Origin of the sequence: Xenorhabdus sp. KK7.4, assembly GCF_963876465.1 — a bacterium.
In the GTDB taxonomy this organism is placed as follows: Bacteria; Pseudomonadota; Gammaproteobacteria; order Enterobacterales; family Enterobacteriaceae; genus Xenorhabdus; species Xenorhabdus stockiae.
Window position 1 is genome coordinate 17,136 of the sequence record NZ_CAWNQF010000083.1, and the last position, 18,287, is coordinate 35,422.

Annotated in this window: 18 protein-coding genes and 4 pseudogenes; 19 read left to right on the forward strand and 3 right to left on the reverse strand. The window is 50.4% G+C overall.

Annotated elements, in window-relative coordinates; all coding sequences use genetic code 11:
* The first annotated feature begins 264 nt into the window (after positions 1-264).
* The 5 genes and pseudogenes from AACS90_RS14665 to AACS90_RS14685 all read left to right on the forward strand — a co-directional run bounded on the left by AACS90_RS14665 (position 265) and on the right by AACS90_RS14685 (position 6,764).
* Complete coding sequence (locus AACS90_RS14665) at positions 265-1,338, forward strand: efflux RND transporter periplasmic adaptor subunit (protein ID WP_241538305.1); 1,074 nt, start codon at positions 265-267, stop codon at positions 1,336-1,338.
* A gap of 10 nt (positions 1,339-1,348) precedes the next feature.
* Positions 1,349-4,240 carry an efflux RND transporter permease subunit gene (locus AACS90_RS14670; RefSeq protein ID WP_099123188.1) on the forward strand — a complete coding sequence of 964 codons (2,892 nt, stop codon included), beginning with the start codon at positions 1,349-1,351 and terminating at the stop codon, positions 4,238-4,240.
* 192 nt (positions 4,241-4,432) lie between these two features.
* On the forward strand, positions 4,433-4,579 hold the full coding sequence (locus tag AACS90_RS14675; protein WP_193757270.1) for a hypothetical protein: 147 nt from the start codon (positions 4,433-4,435) through the stop codon (positions 4,577-4,579).
* A gap of 13 nt (positions 4,580-4,592) precedes the next feature.
* Positions 4,593-4,804, forward strand: a pseudogene (locus tag AACS90_RS14680) (IS701 family transposase); the annotation flags it as partial.
* A gap of 523 nt (positions 4,805-5,327) precedes the next feature.
* Positions 5,328-6,764: an MFS transporter gene (locus AACS90_RS14685; RefSeq protein ID WP_099123189.1), complete on the forward strand. Its 1,437-nt coding sequence runs from the start codon at positions 5,328-5,330 to the stop codon at positions 6,762-6,764.
* 159 nt (positions 6,765-6,923) lie between these two features.
* Here AACS90_RS14685 and AACS90_RS14690 read toward each other — a convergent pair whose 3' ends face one another.
* Complete coding sequence (locus tag AACS90_RS14690; RefSeq protein ID WP_099123190.1) at positions 6,924-7,268, reverse strand: ArsR/SmtB family transcription factor; 345 nt, start codon at positions 7,266-7,268, stop codon at positions 6,924-6,926.
* Between the two features lie 174 nt (positions 7,269-7,442).
* On the opposite strand from AACS90_RS14690, the pseudogene AACS90_RS14695 reads away from it, so the two are divergent.
* Positions 7,443-7,532 (forward strand): annotated as a pseudogene (locus AACS90_RS14695) (IS630 transposase-related protein); the annotation flags it as partial.
* A gap of 90 nt (positions 7,533-7,622) precedes the next feature.
* Here the strand turns inward: AACS90_RS14695 and AACS90_RS14700 are convergent.
* On the reverse strand, positions 7,623-8,348 hold the full coding sequence (locus AACS90_RS14700; protein WP_099123191.1) for an SDR family oxidoreductase: 726 nt from the start codon (positions 8,346-8,348) through the stop codon (positions 7,623-7,625).
* Positions 8,349-8,642: 294 nt separating this feature from the next.
* On the opposite strand from AACS90_RS14700, the gene AACS90_RS14705 reads away from it, so the two are divergent.
* From AACS90_RS14705 to AACS90_RS14745, 9 genes and pseudogenes are all read left to right on the forward strand, one after another.
* Positions 8,643-9,158, forward strand: a complete 516-nt coding sequence (locus tag AACS90_RS14705; protein WP_206601858.1) for a hypothetical protein — start codon at positions 8,643-8,645, stop codon at positions 9,156-9,158.
* A complete protein-coding gene (locus AACS90_RS14710; protein ID WP_241538303.1) occupies positions 9,155-10,867 on the forward strand; it encodes a cytochrome P450 in 1,713 nt (570 codons plus the stop codon). Before AACS90_RS14705 ends, AACS90_RS14710 begins: the two co-directional genes overlap by 4 nt.
* A complete protein-coding gene (locus tag AACS90_RS14715) occupies positions 10,864-11,670 on the forward strand; it encodes a class I SAM-dependent methyltransferase (RefSeq protein WP_099123192.1) in 807 nt (268 codons plus the stop codon). Before AACS90_RS14710 ends, AACS90_RS14715 begins: the two co-directional genes overlap by 4 nt.
* Positions 11,671-11,743: 73 nt before the next feature.
* Positions 11,744-12,289: an isopentenyl-diphosphate Delta-isomerase gene (idi, locus tag AACS90_RS14720; protein WP_099123193.1), complete on the forward strand. Its 546-nt coding sequence runs from the start codon at positions 11,744-11,746 to the stop codon at positions 12,287-12,289.
* A gap of 272 nt (positions 12,290-12,561) precedes the next feature.
* A pseudogene (locus tag AACS90_RS14725) lies at positions 12,562-12,730 on the forward strand (IS982 family transposase); the annotation flags it as partial.
* A gap of 462 nt (positions 12,731-13,192) precedes the next feature.
* A complete protein-coding gene (locus AACS90_RS14730) occupies positions 13,193-13,639 on the forward strand; it encodes an antirestriction protein (protein ID WP_099123194.1) in 447 nt (148 codons plus the stop codon).
* On the forward strand, positions 13,629-14,090 hold the full coding sequence (locus tag AACS90_RS14735; RefSeq protein ID WP_099123195.1) for an antirestriction protein: 462 nt from the start codon (positions 13,629-13,631) through the stop codon (positions 14,088-14,090). The genes AACS90_RS14730 and AACS90_RS14735 overlap by 11 nt, the downstream gene beginning before the upstream one ends.
* Positions 14,091-14,185: 95 nt before the next feature.
* On the forward strand, positions 14,186-14,353 hold the full coding sequence (locus tag AACS90_RS14740; RefSeq protein WP_339373624.1) for a hypothetical protein: 168 nt from the start codon (positions 14,186-14,188) through the stop codon (positions 14,351-14,353).
* Positions 14,346-14,756: a hypothetical protein gene (locus tag AACS90_RS14745; RefSeq protein WP_339373625.1), complete on the forward strand. Its 411-nt coding sequence runs from the start codon at positions 14,346-14,348 to the stop codon at positions 14,754-14,756. The genes AACS90_RS14740 and AACS90_RS14745 overlap by 8 nt, the downstream gene beginning before the upstream one ends.
* Positions 14,757-14,908: 152 nt before the next feature.
* On the opposite strand, the gene AACS90_RS14750 is transcribed toward AACS90_RS14745, so the two are convergent.
* Entirely contained in the window at positions 14,909-15,058 is a 150-nt protein-coding gene (locus AACS90_RS14750; protein ID WP_193757271.1) for a hypothetical protein, read from the reverse strand.
* 89 nt (positions 15,059-15,147) lie between these two features.
* On the opposite strand from AACS90_RS14750, the gene AACS90_RS14755 reads away from it, so the two are divergent.
* From AACS90_RS14755 to AACS90_RS14770, 4 genes and pseudogenes are all read left to right on the forward strand, one after another.
* Complete coding sequence (locus AACS90_RS14755; RefSeq protein ID WP_099123197.1) at positions 15,148-16,071, forward strand: DUF1281 domain-containing protein; 924 nt, start codon at positions 15,148-15,150, stop codon at positions 16,069-16,071.
* Between the two features lie 108 nt (positions 16,072-16,179).
* On the forward strand, positions 16,180-16,863 hold the full coding sequence (locus AACS90_RS14760) for an N-6 DNA methylase (protein WP_099123198.1): 684 nt from the start codon (positions 16,180-16,182) through the stop codon (positions 16,861-16,863).
* Between the two features lie 162 nt (positions 16,864-17,025).
* The gene (locus tag AACS90_RS14765) at positions 17,026-18,057 is read left to right on the forward strand and encodes a TraI domain-containing protein (protein WP_099123199.1); all 1,032 of its coding nucleotides are present in this window, start codon (positions 17,026-17,028) and stop codon (positions 18,055-18,057) included.
* A gap of 79 nt (positions 18,058-18,136) precedes the next feature.
* Positions 18,137-18,287, forward strand: a pseudogene (locus tag AACS90_RS14770) (site-specific integrase); the annotation flags it as partial.

Sequence of the window (18,287 nt, forward strand, 5' to 3'; positions counted from 1 at the left end):
CCAAGGCTCCGCCGACTCACGTTTGTTTCTTCTATTTTCAGCGTGTCTCTGATCCTCCGCGGTTGTGCGACCACGCCTGCGTTTGTTTGAAATGCCAGTATGCCAGAACAACGCTTTACCGCGCTGTAGGCGACGGGTTCGACAATTTATCTCCCTTAATGGATCCACCCTATGACACAACCGATAGCTAAAAACACCCGCCCCCGTTCTTGGTTTTTGCAGGCCTTTTGTACTGCCGTACTGGTGATGCCCATTGCCGTATTCATGTCGGCATGTGATTCGCCAGCAGACAAAACGACGCCAACGGCAAACAAACCGGTACTGACCGTGACTCTGGCGACGCCGACGAGACAATCCGTCACCAATACCGTAACAGCCAATGGTTCCATCTCGGCCTGGCAAGAAGCCATCATCAGCCCTGAGGTTAATGGCTTGCGTGTACAAACATTGTTGGTACAAGAGGGAGATCGGGTGCGTAAAGGGCAATCTCTTGCCGAATTTTCACGCGATTCAGTGATGAATGATTGGTTTTTGGCGAAAGCCGAGCTGAGTGAGGCGAAAGCGGTAGCTCTGAATGCGCAAGCGGATGGTAAGCGAGCCAGACGATTGCGCGGTGTTGGCGGCCTAAGCGAACAGGATATCCAAAAACTGTTAACTCAGGAACAGACTGCACAGGCTCGTCTGGAATCGGCGAAAGCGCGAATGGACGCCCAGAAATTACGTTTGGAGCAGACAATACTGAGCGCACCCGACGACGGTATTATTTCTGCTCGCCCGGCCACAGTGGGTTCAGTACCGATGCAAGGCACGGAAATGTTCCGCCTTATCCGCCAAGGAAAATTTGAATGGCGGGCAGAGTTGTCCGCACAGCAACTCGAGCAGATTCAGCCGGGGCAAAAAGCGGAGATCACCTCACCTGGCGGCAATAAATGGGAAGGTGTAGTACGTCTTGTCGCACCAACCGTCAATTTGAACTCGCGCCGTGGGATTGCTTATGTGGATATCCTCCATGCCGAAACAAAGAGTGGCTCTTCTATTCGACCCGGCACTTATGTTAGCGGTGAGATTGTGGTGGGCGATCGGCAAGGGATGACTGTGCCGCAATCCGCTGTCGTCGCACGCGACGGTTTTCATCTGGTGTTCGTCGTGGACGACAACATGCGCGTACATCCGCTTAAAGTCACTGTAGGCCGCATATTGAATGACCAACAGGAGATCCTCTCAGGTCTTCAAGGCACGGAACGCATCGTCGCAAGCGGCGGCGTTTTCCTAAATAATGGCGATATAGTCCGGTTAGCCAAAACGACTGCTGCTTCTGACCATTCAGGCCAACGCTAAGAGGCACATCGTGAATATCTCAACCTGGTCTATTCGTAGTCCCATTCCGTCAATCTTGCTCTTTCTGATCTTGAGCGTTGCAGGTTTTTATTCTTTCAATTTGATGAAGATACAAAGTTTCCCGGACATGGATGTTCCAACAGTAACCGTGTCAGCTTCGCTCCCGGGTGCAGCGCCACCTCAGCTCGAAACAGAGGTGGCATTTAAGCTGGAGGATGCCACCGGCGGGCAAGCCGACTTAGGTCAGGGGAAACAGCCACTGCGTCTGGTCGCCCGCGTCAAGAGTGCCGATGAATTATCCTGGCTGGAACTGTCGCTGCCTGGCGGGCAGCGTTTTCGGTTGGACGAAGTGGCCACACTGAAAGACACCACAGCGGAACGTAGTTCACTCGCGTTACTCAACGGCAAAGCGGTGGTTGGCTTCGAGATTACTCGAGCCAAAGGTGCCGGCGAAGTTGACGTGGGTGACAAAGTGGCAAAAGCTCTGACGCAATTGCGTACGGAATGGCCCGATTTGCAGATTACTCAGGTATTCGACTTTGTACGACCTGTGCAGGAGGAGTTCGACGCCTCCATGCATATGATTTACGAAGGTGCCATTCTCGCAATTCTGGTGGTATTTCTGTTCTTACGCGATATACGGGCCACTTTGATCTCGGCAGCGGCTTTGCCACTGTCGATTTTGCCGGCCTTCATTGGCATGGACGTGATGGGCTTCTCGCTCAGTATCGTGATATTGCTGGCGCTGTCGCTGGTGATTGGCCTCTTGGTGGATGATGCTATCGTAGAAGTTGAGAATATCGAACGGCACATCGGTATGGGGAAACCGCCGTTTCAAGCCGCGATTGATGCCGCCTCGGAAATAGGCCTTGCCGTCGTCGCAACGACTTTTGCTTTGATCGCCGTTTTCCTGCCTACTGCCTTCATGTCTGGTATTGCCGGAAGATTCTTCACGCAGTTCGGGTGGACGGCGGCACTTGCGGTGTTTGCATCACTGGTTGTGGCTCGCTTGTTGACACCGGTGATGGCAGCCTACCTGATGAAGCCACATGTACGCCCTCAGCGTGCTCCCTTCTGGATGACTGCCTACTTACGCGCCTGCAATTGGACACTGCGACATCGCTGGCTCACCTTAGCGCTGGCCGGCGGGTTCTTTGTTGGCTCTCTGATGCTGATTCCACTGCTGCCTCAGGGGTTCTTTCCCTCAGATGATAACTCCCAGACGCAAGTGACACTGGAACTTCCGCCCGGGACCACACTGGAGCAAACTTGGGCGATGGCAGAAAGCGCTCGAAATCGCCTAGCACCAATCAAGCATATACGTAACATTTATACCACGATCGGCGGGGGATCCACGGGGAGCGATATCATGGCTGCTGATGGAAAGACTGATACCCGTGTTGCAACGCTTACGGTGTTGTTGGATCCGCGTAAGGAGCGCCCAAGTAAGCAGCTGATTGAAGGAGAGATCCGTACAATGATGGCTGAGCTTCCGGGTGTCCGCAGCAAAGTTGGTTTTGGCGGCTCAGGCGAGAAGTATCAGCTGGTGTTGACCGGCGATGATCCTCAGTTATTGGCTAAGGCGGCCGATTCAGTATTAAAAGATTTACGCCATATCCCCGGTCTGGGCAATATCGCTTCCAGTGCGGGGCTTGCTCGTAGCGAAATCATCCTGAAGCCGAATTTCGCCAAAGCGGCCGATTTGGGTGTTTCTGGCGTCGCTATCGCAGATACCCTGCGCATTGCTACCGTTGGCGACTATGACCAATTTCTGCCCAAAATCAACGTAGAACAGCGCCAGATCCCTATCGTGGTTAAATTGTCAAAGGACGTACGTGAGGAGCTGGGGCTGCTTGAGCGGTTGACTGTACCGGGTTCCAAAGGGCCCGTACTGCTTAACCAGATTGTCAGCATTGAGCAAGGCAGTGGACCGGCCCAGATAAATAGAATTAACCGGACACGCAGTGTCACCATCGACGTTGAACTGTCGGGCATACAACTCGGCGATCTGACCGCTCAGGTGGCGAAGCTGCCGTCAATCCAGAATCTGCCGGCCGGCGTGCACCAAGTTGCTCAGGGCGATGAAGAGATGATGAATGAACTGTTTTCCGGTTTCGGCGCAGCTATGGTCGCTGGGATTCTGGCCATCTATGTCGTACTGGTTTTGCTGTTCAAAGATTTTTTCCAGCCGGTCACCATTTTGGCGGCACTCCCGCTTTCGTTGGGGGGGGCATTCGTTGGATTACTGCTTGCAGGTCAGGCTTTCTCTATGTCATCCCTGATCGGGTTAATCATGTTGATGGGGATTGCCACCAAGAATTCGATACTACTTGTCGATTATGCGATTGAATCACGTCGTGGTCACCGTGGCTCAGATGGCAAGGCGATCAATAAACCCATGAGCCGAACGGAGGCGCTGATTGATGCCTGTCACAAACGTTCACGCCCCGTTATTATGACCACGTTGGCGATGGGCGCAGGCATGTTGCCCGTTGCCCTGGGTTTCGGCACCGCCGATCCCAGTTTCCGTAGCCCAATGGCGGTGGCAGTCATCGGAGGCCTGATGACTTCCACTGTTTTGAGCCTGTTGGTCATTCCTGTCGTCTATACCCTTGTAGACGATCTCGAAAACTGGCTTAGGAAATTGCCCGGCATGCTGCGCAACAATGACCTGAGTTTTAAGAAAAAAGCGGGTTTCGTCATGTTGATACTGGTTCTGTTGTATTGGCTTACATTCCCCATTATTCCGTTCCTCGATATTCCCAACAAGATGGTCGTTGTCTCCGCGCTTATCGTTGTAGGAGAGACCTTGTTTGTCATCGCCATAGCCCTTCTGGGAAAAGAGTATTGGAGAGAGATCAAACAATGGATGCGTAAAAAGCTCCTTAAGCGAAAGAGTTAGGTGTTTATGGTGATCTGACACTTGGGACTATTTTGGGTTGTTGCTGAACTGATACGCAGGCCTTCGAGTCTGCATTTTTTTGTATGTGGATGAGAGGATGGCGGAAGTATCGACCTTGATTTTATTATAAACAATGTGAGTGTCTCGTTTCTACTAGATTCAGCGCATCGCATTAAGCTACACAGCGGTCATATGCTACGGGGCGTGCATTCCCGTCTGGCTCCGCTGTTTCACTCTGTAGGCTTTCAACACCGTTGTCTGCTTTATCTTCGCGGACTGCTCAGTGATGTAGAACGTAAAAATAGCTGGCAACTGACTTGCCCGCAGAGATCAGGCTGATCTCAAGGTGCGGGTTCAGGCGGCCGGACATCGTTGGGAGAAATTGAGAGCGGTTTTGAGGAAACAAAAGGTGAGTGTGGGCGGGATCACTACGAAATCCGGCAGTGGCAGAGTTGGTACCGGCATATTACGCTGTTGTTATTGGCCCATGCGGTCCTGGCTGTTTTGCGGATACAGGAGAAAAAACATCGGGCTGATAGCCCTGAGCGTATCGGAACTACGTAAGCTGCTATCAAAACTGATGAAAAAGACAAGGGAAACCGTCGAACAGATTTTATCTTGGTCAGACTGGCGGCGGCGACATCAATACCGCGCACAACAATGTCATTATCCTCGCTGGGATAGCCCTCTTATTCCAGAGCCATTACGATTGTAGTACTAACATACAATGGGGCAGATACGTGCTACGAATTCAATCAATTCACATTCACACGGACTGGGAGTTTTAGTGATAGGCTTACATTATAATCCATTAATTTTGCCCGTAATTGACCTTAAGTTGTCTAAACAGACATTCTAGAAGTAAATACAATTACTTTATGAATAAAAAACAAAAAGTTATGGTTATTATTCTGGATTGCTTATTAACAGATTTAGCTGCACCAAGTGACGTTTTTAATGTAGCTAACGATAACCTCCATTGAAGCCGATACGGGAAGACCATAAATAAATCTTGCAACAGGTTAGGTAAAATGCCTATATTTCAATTGTACGTATATACGCGAACAATAAAACAATGAGGGATTTTATGTCTAAGTATCAAGGTGACCATCAGTATCGACTGGGGCTAAGTTTGGCCTTACTGGCATTTGCTCAATTGATAATTTCTTTGGATATCAATATCGTTTTTGTTGCGCTTCCTGAAATAGGAAAAGGGTTGGGTTTTTCTGGACAGACGCTTCAGTGGGTTGTCAGTGCTTATACCGTTTTTTGTGGTGGCTTCATGCTTTTTGGTGGGAGGGCAGCAGACTTACTCGGCCAGCGCCGAATGTTTATTGGTGCTTTGTGGCTTTATGCGATTTCTTCCCTAATTGGAGGAATGGCCTGGCGTCCTGAAGTAATTATTACCGCCCGTGCTGTGCAAGGAATAGGTGGGGCCTTTCTTTTCCCTGCCACGCTTTCTCTCATTAACCGATTGTTCCGTGAAGGCCTGGAACGAAACAGAGCGTTGGCAGCATGGGGAGGAGCTGGTGCGAGTGGTTTAACTCTGGGTTCCCTGACTGGTGGTCTTCTGACAAATTATTTGGGCTGGTCATCCGTATTTTATGTGAATGTTCTGTTGGCCGGGATAGCAATTATTGCTGCTTTCATCGTTATTCCGGCAGACCCAATCAGGCATGAGAAGCGCAGTTTTGACCTTCCCGGGGCATTAACAATTACGGCTGCATCTACTCTTCTGGTCTTTTCACTTGTGCAGGGACCTGAATATGGTTGGGAAGTTCCTGTTATTAAATACGCACTGTTTCTGGCTCTGATCAGTTTTATGATGTTCATCATCATTGAGTCAAAATCTCGTGACCCGTTGATGCCATTGCGCCTTTTTTACAACAAGAATCTGGTTGCTGGCGTTACCGTGACGTTTATTTATATGGGGACATTTGGTGCATTGCCTTATTTCGAAACTGTCCTGTTCCAGAATGTCATGCATTATAATGCACTTGAGACCGGTCTTGCATTTATCGTTCCCTCCGTATCTATTTTTATAGGGACTCAGGCTGGCGCACGCCTTGCGAATTCCATCGGAACGAAAAATGCCATTATTGCAGGCTGCATTATTGGTATTGTTGGTACATTATTAATGCTACCCGGCGCATCAATCTCAGCTTCTTATAAATCTATTCTGATTGGCTTGGTTATTTCGGGTTTGGGTCAAGGAATTGTCTGGACAACCATGTGGATCGCTGCTGCAACCGGTGTTGATCATAGTGAACAAGGAATTGCATCAGGTATGGCATCAACAACGCTTAATGTTGGGAATGCTATTGGTCTGGCGGTTCTAATTGCCCTGACTACAGGTATGGCACAGCATGATGCCCCAGAAAATGAAATCGCCTTGCTGGCAGCAAGTACAGGGTATGCATTCTTGTACGCGGCGGTCGGTATGGTACTCGCGTTACTCATGGCATTTACCTTGCCGGGAAGAAAAGCACGGGTTGTTCCCGTTTCTGAACTGATAGAAAAATAATCCGTTCTCCGGTCAATAATGGCCGGAGAAGTTATGCCGCAATAGAATAGCTGGATTGTAATAATATGGAACGGCTTAAGTCAGTGGTAAATTGAAACCGACTGCGAAACAATCCTATGTAGCCAGATAAGTATAGAGGCAAAAAAATCAACTGTCCTGTCAGGCATCAGGATTATATTGCTTAATAGTCGAACCCGTCAGTTCATCTTCTTGTGTGGCTGTAATAAATGAGTCAAGCAGTCCGGGAAAACGGATATTGAGGTCTTCTGTGCGAAGAGATAACAAATTTTCTCTGCCAGAGGGTTTTTGCCAAATAACACCACTATCACGAAGGACTCGCCAATGATGAGTTAGTGTAGATTTGGATACACCTTTAAGTATCGAACCACAGGTATGTTCCTTTCCGTCGGCTAACACACGAACAACGGTCATTCGCATTGGGTTGCCTAACGCGGTAAGTACATGTTCAAGTCGTATTTGGTTACGTTCTGGGTGGTGTTTCATTTTTTACCGTTTTCCCTTGTTTAGTTCGAAGGTATGCGGATTATCAAACAACTGTTTTACAAAGTACACATTTACTAAAGGTTCAGCCACAATAATCCTTATAAGCGCGATATATAGCAGAATCATATTAATATGACATAATATCTGGCTTCAACTGACAAAGGAGAAAGTGAGATGGGCTACAGTCTGGATTTTCGAAAGAGAATACTGGCATACAAATATAAGCATTCGTTGACATTCGAACAAACGAGTACCCATTTTGATTTCTATTACTACAAACGCAATCTGTTGTGAAAATGGAGCGTCATTTTTTATAGAAATCAAATTTTGCAATAGTGCCCATTTAATTTGGTTTTAAGCTTCTTGCTTAGTGGACGCAAGAACAATTTCTCTGATACAGATATTTTGAGGTTGGCTGTAGGCATAATTTATAGCCTTAGCTACATCTTCTGCGGTTAGAACCTCACCACCCATACTTTTTTTCCAGTCTTGATATTCTTCTTTTATTTTTTTATCGGATGTGTGGCTTAATAGCTCAGTTTCGACTGCACCCGGAGCAATTATTGTGACTCTTATATTGTACTTTGAAAGTTCTTCTCTTAAATTCTCACTCATTCCATGTACAGCAAATTTAGTACCAACATAAACGGTATGGTTAGGAAAAGTTTTACGTCCGGCTACTGAGCTGATATTTATTATGGTTCCGTTTTTTCTGTTTATCATCCCTTTCGTTACAGCACTAATACCATTCATCATTCCTTTCACATTAACATTTAACATTTGTTCCCATTCGTTAGGATCTTGTAATTCCATGCTTCCTAACAGCATGACTCCTGCATTGTTAATTAGAGCATCAACGGGACCAAACTTTTGTTCTGCTTGTTCTATTGCTTTGGAAAATGATTTTTTATCTGTAACGTCAACTGCTAGACATAATGTATTTGGCAAATTTAGACTTTCCATTCGTTCTATTCGTCGAGCGATTAAAAGTAGTGGATAGCTATATGAGGAAAGCAATTTTGCTGTTGCCTGACCGATTCCTGAACTAGCTCCAGTTATTACGACTAGTGGCTTTTTCATTGATATATCCTCATTAAGTAAATTTATATCAAAATGATAATTCTTACTTTAAAACTAAAGTTTTTGATGAGAAATAGTTTATTTTTTTCACTGAGATAAAAAAATTATAGATAAGGATCAGTTTTTGGTCTTTACCAAAGTGTCCGAATTTATTAAAGCACAACAGTTTTAAGATGCACTCATCATGACACAATATGGGGTACGGCTGTGCTGTAGTACTAAACCAGTTTCGCTTGACGGCATCGCCGTCATATGTTTCTTATAGGAGGTTGATAGTTTCAAGAAGAAATCATCATGTCACCAGCACACCGCAAAGGTGCTCCCCAAATCAACCACGGCTGTCATTTACCGCCGACTCCGCTGATAATTCCCGAGATTCAGCTTCCTTTCGCCAGTCCTCCACCACGTTCCGACAGTGCTCAGTTGCAGACGCATGCTATCACTTGGGCGCAGCGATATGGCTTGATCGGCCGCCGCGGTGCCCATCGGCTGAGTACCACTCCGTTACTCGAACTGGGAATAGCATTGTGCGGACGGGCACCCACGCACCGAGCCGAGATTCTGGTATGCTGGTTTCTGTGGGCACTCATTCTCGATGACCGCATCGATGACGGACCATGGGCGGAAAACGGTGCGTTGGATCGTTTCGTCACCGCAGTGCAGGCTGTAACCGAAGACGACCGTACTGATCCGTCGGGTAAAATCACCCGATTTGATGACCCAATGCTCGTTGCCTTGGCCGATGATCTGTGGCCGCGGACTAGGTACAGGGGGACGAGCGCTGGCGGCATCGGCTTGTTCGGCATTTGATCCGACATCTGCGTGCGCAGGCGACGCTAGTACGAATGCGGGAAACCGACACGGCGCTCACGTTGACCGAGTATCTGCCGTTACGCCGGGATTCGTTCGGTGCACTGTTCTTCTTTGATCTCATCGATGCAGCCGAAACTCTCGACCCGTACCAGTATTCAGCGGATATCGAATGGTGGAACACGCTGCGTGAACACGGTGCTGATATCATTGCCTGGACTAACGATATCCATTCGATTGCCAAAGATGTGGTTTGTGGTGAGCACTGCAATCTGGTATCGATACTGGCGGACACGACTGGCACCGACTGGTCTACAGCGATCGAATCCGCTCATCAGATGGTGAACACGGCGATCGCGGAATTCACCGCGATCGCCGTCCTGCATGTACATCACCAGTCGTCCACAGCGACCGACCCAGACCGTCTGAGTCAGGTTGTCAAAGCAGCTGGCAACTGGCACCGGACTGTTTCTCGCTATCACTTGCATGTCGCCGATTCTACGACGCAGGCCAACCGGCAAGTGGACCTGAAACTCACCCCTCCAACCCTGAAATCCCGGCAGTTCGAAATAGACCCCTACCCCTTGTATGAGCGTTTACGTACCACTCTGCCGATCGTCTACGACGAGCACACGGATGTGTGGCTGGTCAGTCGGTATGTGGATGTCAAAGCCGCATTGACCCATCCCGGAGCGAGCAACAACAACTACACCTGGCAGATTGGTCCGCTGCTGGGACACACTATTGTTTCTATGGACGGCTGTGAACACGCTCAACACCGGGCGTTGCTTAGCCCATCGTTCCGCAGCAAAGCCCTCGCAGTGCTCGAAACATCCATCATCTCGGTGACCACCGACCTGTTGGTGCACATGCACGGCCGACCTCAGGTGGACCTCATTACTGATTTCGCTACAGCGCTGCCGGTGCGGGTGATGGCTCGCGCTCTGGGTCTCCCCGCTGAAACTTCCGAGGAGGTGGCGCAGCTAAAAAGCTGGTGTTCCATCGGCTTTGCTTACATGGGCAACTATCGACAAGATCCGGCTCTGTTAACCGGCGGGTTATCTAATCGGGACAGTTTCTATGACTTCATCCAGCCATACATCGATGCCCGCCGTGCTGAACCCACAGACGATTTGATCTCGCAGCTCCTAGCGGCACGGATTGACGGTCAGCCGTTATCTGAGACGTTCGTCCGGGCTTACTGCGCGATTCTGATGACTGCAGGTAGCGAAACCAGTCACGGTGCTTTGGCGAATCTCATTGTCAACCTGTTGAACGAGCCCGGCGTCAAAGATGCGGTGATAGCTAATCCGGACTTGATGGATAATGCATTCACTGAAACCCTGCGACGCAACCCTCCTCTGCAACTCGTACTCCGAGAGGCCCGTGAATCGCTGGAACTGCCATCGGGAACGATTCCTTCTGGTGCGACCCTAGCCTGTCTGATCGGTTCGGCCAACCGTGATCCGGATCGATTCACTGATCCGGATACCTTCAATATGTTGCGCCCCAATCAGGCGACAAGTCATTTCGCCTTCGGTGCGGGGCGTCACTTCTGCCTAGGGTCTATATTGGCAAAGATGGAGATCACGATCGGCGCTCGCATGCTGCTACAGACCTTTCCAAACGTGCGTTGGGCTCCGGGGTTCCAGCTCACTGAACGCGGATTCCTTAACCGCTACCCCGATCGACTGGAGGTTGTATTGTGACCACCACTAACCCCGCCGAGGAGCCTGGCTACTCTAGCAGTTATCTGGGTGGTCAGCACGCTGGACAATTGGCACGGCTCCGTACCCTAGAATGTGTCTTTGACCCGTTGAGTCAAATGGTTTTTGATCAGCTAGATATTCCGAGCAAATCTGCCATTCTAGATCTCGGTGCCGGTGCAGGATCATTGGCTGGCTGGCTGACCAAGCGATATCCCGACGCGACTGTTACCGCAACCGACATTGACACCCGATTCCTCACCGATGTACCCGACATTCGGGTGCTCACCCATAATGCCACGACCGATGATTTTCCTGCTGCCTCCTTTGACGTGGTGCATGCTCGGGCGCTACTGTGTCACCTCACCGAACGCGAAGACGTATTGACTCGAGCTGTCACCTGGGTCCGCCCGGGCGGCTGGTTGGTGATCGAAGATGTGAGTCTACAGCCTAGCTTGAGAACTGCGAACCCATTGTTCCGAAAAGTCGCCCAAGCCGGAATCACTCTCCTAGAGCAGTCCATTGGTTCCGACATGCTCTGGGCCGATACTCTCCCCGACCAGTTACGTGACCGGGGGCTTTCCAAAATTGGGCATCGCACCCTAGAAGGCCGAATCGGCGACAACAGCCCAGCCGATAACTTTTGGGCTGTAACCACCGCACAGGCTGGGCCAGCGCTGCTGAAACTCGGGCTACTCACCCAGAACGACCTTGATGCCATGGCCAACTTGCGTGCCGATCCTGAGTTTACCGATGCTGCATTGACATTAGTCAGCGTCTGGGGACAAGTCCCTGAGCTTGGGTAGAAAGACGTAGCCCCTCCTCGCACACCGGCAACACTGTGCAGGTGGGCGCATAATTGTACGAATGGAATACAGAATGACCAATGATGTAGTATTAGTTGACGCACAAGATGTACAGATCGGTGTTTGTGACAAACGCATTGCGCACCTGGGAGCGGGACAGCTTCATCGCGCATTTTCGGTGCATCTAATCGACAGCACCGGGCATCATCTACTTCAACGCCGTGCTGCAGGTAAAATGCTTTGGCCAAATTTCTGGTCGAATGCTTGCTGCAGTCATCCGGCACCTGGCGAGACCATTATGGATGCCGCGTCTCGTCGCTTGCGCGAAGAATTAGGAATCTCTGCTTCCTGCCGCTTTCTATATAGTTTTGAGTACCATGCTCGCTTTGGTTCGATCGGTGCGGAACATGAACTATGTCATGTACTGGTTGCCCAATCTGACGCTGTGGTCTCCCCAGCTACTGAAGAAGTCAGCGAAATCAAGTGGCGGACCCGCGCCGAGATATCAGCCCAACTTTCAGAATCAGAAGCGCAATTCACGCCCTGGTTTCGAATGGAGTGGCGCCGCCTTCTATCGGAACACCCTTCGTTCGATACACCCCATTGCAGGAATAAATAAACCACCCCGGCTTTCCTGGAGAGTATTAAGTCCGGGAGCTCAGGTGCCAGATCATTGTTTATCAGGGAAGCATAATACGCTTTTTCGGCTTCTGTCGGTGACATGTGAGCGATTCGCTCAAGTAGTCTGAGATTGTTAGGATTTAGGGAGCAACGAAACAGTGAACGGCGTTAAGTAGTCATTTTAAGCAATCGAAAATCAACCAATCAATTTACATAGTGAATTGCCATTTTTAGCCAGCCACACCACAGGGCAAGCCGCAGTTAATACAAATCGTGACTACTTTGATTCTCTTTCATATGTCATATTACCGTAACTTTAAAGCCTTCTATTTGGAGTTCTCTGGAAGTATCACAATCATAATTTCCCAGCTTGCTCAGTTATACTCGTTCCACCAGTATTGCACCTTCCGGTTTAGTGTCACTATGTAGTTATCTGACAAATTCAGGCTAAAAATAGGTTCCCGATATAATTCAGCTAGCGACACCAACACACAATGGGGCATAAACGTGTTAGACCACACGGTCTGAACGGATCACCGCGTATTGACAGACTCTCCCTGACGCCCAAAAATTCCGTCGTGCTCCTGACATTATTTTTTGTCCCGGGAAATGAATTACCCATTGACCGGATGATTTTCGTTTATTAGCGTAGTCAGACTTATCCATGATCCGGTCGCTTGTGAGGATCACCTTCGGGCAGCGACAGCAACACTCCCGTAGCCTGCAAGGGAGTACACCACGGTGTGGTACATCTGCGCCCCTTTGGAAGCAGATATCGTCAGTCTGATGACGATGAAGGTCTCTTAATCTTATCCATGATGGCCAACCGGCCAGTCACCCAACGGGGAACACATTTCCCATTGGGTCAGGTGTTCCCCGTTGTTTTTATCAGGAGAATACCATGCAACAACATACCCCCCCGGCCACGGTGCACACTGTGTCTCCGGTTGAACGCTCCCCTTTTGCTGACATTTTTCCGCACACCGGTTCACTGGAACTGATGTTGCTGGAGCACACGTTCATTAAAGCGGCTGCCGGGCTGTGTGACGATGACCGGTGTGGCCGATGGCAGTACCGGAAAGTGTCAGACCACATCGCCTATATTGTGCCGATGCGGCCGGATTTTTCTGGAGTCAAGGTGAGTACGACGGACTTTAAAGGTGAAGTCTCCGCCGATGCCTTTGGGCTGATGGTGACCCTGAGTGTATTGGGTTACCTGACTGACCTGATGAAGCTGGACGGATATGCTGAGCGGCTTTGCACCCTGCGTGAATATGCGCGGCAACATCCTCAGGCTCAGTGTATCCGGGCGGCTCTGGGCTTAAAAGGAGAATGTGATGCCGGATAATGAACTGATGCTGCTGGACAGTCTGGCCCTGTCGGTCGTGTTCCCCGGCAAAACTCCACTGGAACGGTTGTTTCTGGGTTTCCTGCTGGCAAATACCGCCTCACAGTTGTGTGGTGAATATCGTCCTGAGCAGTGGCGCAGCCGGAACGTGTCTGATTCCCTGACGTATATGATCCCCACCGCGGCAAAAAACTATTCGGTTTATCTGCCGGAGACGACATTGACGGCCACGCTGTCTGCGGATGCGTTTGGTCTGGCTGTCACCGCGATTGTGTTTGCCCGTATTGCTGAGTTAGATGAACCGAATGACGATGCGTTCCGGTTCTGCGAACTACGCGAATACGCGCTGCACCATCCGGAAACCGGGCTGCTGCGTGCGGTACTGGCGATGCAGCCCAAAGAGGAAATCATCAGCTCGTCACTTATCCATAACAACCCTCATCACCACTGACGTTATCAGCCCATGAGGTTGTTAACCCTTTTCTTTAGCGCCTGACCGGGGGAGCCGACAACACCTTCCTGTTACCGGGCGGGTGTTGTCTTTTATTGACCTCAAATCAAGGAGAGCCACACCATGAACCCGATTTTTTTACCTGCGCCGGAGAGCACGACACCGGCGTCGCAGGAAGCTATTTTTATCGTACAGGTCACCGGCCTGATACAGCATCCCCAACGACCTCAATCGCTGCGGGAGGAAACGCTGACCGTGTGTGAGACCGACTCGGTCACCGAAGCGGTACAGCGGCTGAAAGTGATCCATCTTTTGGGTGACTGGCCGGTACCGGAAATGCCCTCAGCTCAGTGCCGGCGGGCTTTTTTTCCACTCACGGTGATGATTTATGACGCCAAAGATAACAAGGTGCTCGGTGGCCGCTTTTATGACGAGATTGTCTGGGCACAGCCGATCACCGTGACATCAGAGCGTTTATCACTGGTGCAGAAACAACAGCGCTTGTGTCAGTCGGCCACGTTTGAGCTGAGCTGGCAGAATGCCGGGGCGGCGCGTGTCTTGTGGCATGAGGCGAATTTACTGTCGCTGCATGTGGTATCGCCGCGTTATCAGCATCATCATGAAGTGCAGGATATTCTCCGGCACAGCACAACCCTCAGCGTTTAAAGGTGGGGTATCACCCTGGCACCTTTACGTTTAACGGTCTGGCGCCGCGCTGCTGAAACGCCATTCTGGCCTGAGCCTGAACGATACGGTGTTATGTGAAACCGATACGGTAGCCGGACTCATGGCTCACGGCATCCGATCCTCTGACGCCATTAATGACTGAGTGGATAAATACGATTTAACCCGGCTGAACGCCCCCGGCAATGACGCCCGGCACACCGTATCCGGGGGTGCATGATGAACTGATGGTCATTTTCGACCGTCAGGTTGCCGATATCTTCAGACGGGATTTCAACTGACACTTTCTTCAATCACCCATCGGGGGAACTGACTCCCTTGGGGGGGAACAGTTTCTCCGGTTTTTAAACTTAAAAATCAAAGGAAATTAACCATGGCAGAATGGGTCACTAATCAACTGGACGTCACCGGTAAATCCGTTTGTCTCGATGTGATGCAGCAATGGGTTTGTGGGGAAGAATTCCCCCGTTACCGTCAGGCGGTATTGCAGAGCCTGCGCCTGTTTCTGGCCGGCTGTGCGGGGATATTAAAACCCACCAAGCCCCTCACTTACACACCGTATTCGGAACTGATACGGGGTACGGCAGCCCCGACGGCGCAGAATCTGGCGTTTGAACAGTGGCTGGCGTTGTTGCAGGACAATGTGCTGCTAACCACAGAAAACATGAAGCGGATTGACAGTATCTACCGCCAGTCGGGCTTAAGCCTGCTGCGCTGGGAGAATGTGCCGGCGTCAGCGCGTGACATTATCGCCCACCTGCTGACCCGCCAGTACACTGACTGGTTCGGCGTGGTGGGCTGGTCTGATAGCCTCGATATCGGCGCGTGCTGGGAGAAACTGTCTGTTTATCCGACCTCTGCTCAGCCCTGCGATATGCTGATGATACGACCGACCCGGCTGGCTCCGGAGATTAACGGTAACAGTGGTTTATTAAAAGGAATGACCACCACAGCACAGTGCTACGATGAGCTCTATGGGCTGGAGTGGCCGTTCGGTCATCATGTCCGCTGGGAACGACGCCATGTCAGCAGTCTGACGGTGCGGTTTGACACGCCGTGGGTACCGCCGTCGGCGGAACTGATGGGCGGGCTGTCATCGGTGTTTGACTGTGAAATCCGCCATTGGTACAGCGAACCGTCAGGAAGCCTCAAAGGCTATGATTGTTATGATCAGGGTGAGCATGTGGACAGCCACAATGGGCAGGTAGGGCACGAAAACCGTCCGGCACTGTATCTGGTTAACGGAGACAAAACCGAAACGGCACTGGCACTACCGGCGATGGCCGTCGGACAGTAATTCTTTGTTCAACACAGTATCCACTTATCTTGACTTCAACCGAAAGGGGAAACACATTCTCCTTCCGGGGTGTGTTTTCCTTTTTGACTCTTATCAGGAAAACACGCCATGGCTTCTCGCCCTGACTACCAAAAAGACTTTATTTCGCTGTTTAAACAAACCGCCCGTTACCGTAACCGTTATCGGGTTTTTCAGGATTTTTGCAACTGTGCGATGGCGGCCATTCACAATAAATACTGTTTCAGTGAGGAACTGGAACAATTCTATCTGAAAACCATCAATAAGTATGAACGGGAAGATATTGACCGGATTGTGGAACTTTTCTCAACTACCGTGCTGGCACTGGCGGAAGAACCCGGTGATTTTCTCGGCAGTGTGTTTATGCAGTTGGAGCTGGGCAATAAGGAACTTCAGCAGTTCTTTACGCCCTGGAGTGTGGCCAGAGTCATGGCACAATTGCAGTTGAATGAGGTGTCTGAATTGTTGCAGACCCAACCCTTTGTCACCTTCCACGAACCTTGCTGCGGTGCGGCCTGTATGATGTTGGCGGCTGCCGAGGTATTAAGGGAGCAGGGACATGATCCGTTGTCCAGTATGTGGGTGTCTGCGATTGATATCGATCCACTGGCGGCAGTGATGGCCTATATCCAGCTTTCCCTGACGGGTATTCCGGCGGCGGTCACGATCGGTGATGTGCTGAAGGATCCCGGCAGCCAACGAACCCGCTACACACCGGCCCATTATCTGGGCAATTGGTCACAGCGTTTGCAGGCCTATGAAAAAGCAGCCTGATTTCTGTTTTCATCTTCTTGATTTCACTACTGCGCCTTTCGGGGCGCTTTTTACGTTTAAGGGTAAGTCATACAAACAATTTTCATTTTCGCAAAAAGAGTTTCGCCTTGTTTCAGCGTGGGATTGACCGACACTGAGCCAAATTTGATAAGGAGAAAAGTGATGTTTACACGTTTTAAATCGCATTTTACCCGCTCGCCAGCATTACAGAAAAAATCATCAGGGCAAAAAACGAGCGGGGCCTGTGATAACGGGGACTATTTCCGGCCACAATCAGTGGAGGCGTTGCTGGCAACCCCCTTGCGCCATCAGTGCCTGCAACAATTATGGCAAAACAGTACGCTCCCTGAAGGGTTGTACCAGCGTTTTTATCTCGCCCCGATTAAACAATTATTGGGCAGTGTTCAGCAGATACCCGCCGCCCCGGAAGGGAAGTGGTCAGGCCGTGGCGGATTTGCTGACCTGACACTGCAATTTACCACCTGTGCCGTGCGGCTGGCGAAGGGGCATTTACTGCCGCCCGGTGTGGCACCGGAAACGCAGGCCGCACAGGGTGTCTTATGGCAGGCGGTGGTATTCTGGGCCGCGTTGTTTTACCACCTGCCATTGTTGCGGCAACTCGAAGGGGAACTGGAAGACGGGCAGGTCTGGCAACCGGGCATCGGTATTCCCGACAAACCGTTTCGTTTCCGTTTCCGCGCCCCGGAGAACATACCGTCGGCTCCGCAGGAAGTGTTGCTGGCCGCCTGTCTGTTACCGGAAAAAGCCATGATGTGGCTGGTGACTGTACCGGAAGTCTGGCACTGTCTGATGCAGCATCTTAACGGGCGTCCTTCCTCTGTCCCGCTGATAGAGGCATTGCTTCAGGCCGCTGCCGGGCAAGTTCAATCCCCTTTGCGGGGGAAACAGGCGGTTTCTCCGTCTCCGGCGAAGGAAGCGGCGTTCTCTGCCGAAGGCAATCCGGTACCGGAAATCACATCCTCGCCTCCTGTCAGTGAAATCACAACCCCATCACCCTCTGTGTCTGACGATACGCTGACATTATTGTCCTTATTTCAGTCACCGGATGCATCTTCACCACAAAATCAGGGGAAAAATCATCATCACGGTCCGAAACTGACCAAACGGTCAACACGGGAGAAAGAAAGTGTTGCCCCTGACAGTCACCTGCACTCATCATTTAAAGATAAATAATTCAAATGGTTATTTGTATTTTATTGCCGCGAATTGTTTTTGGACAGGAAACGGCAGGATGAGCCGAGGAAAAAATAACATGTTGCACACCGTAGACACCCTCAGTTGGGAAGCATTATTAGAAGAGTACTTTTTTTCACATATCCTGCGACCGGATACCGAATGGAGTTATCGCAAGGTCACACGGGGTTTTATCCGGTTTATGGGAGAAGCCGCATCACCGGCACAGG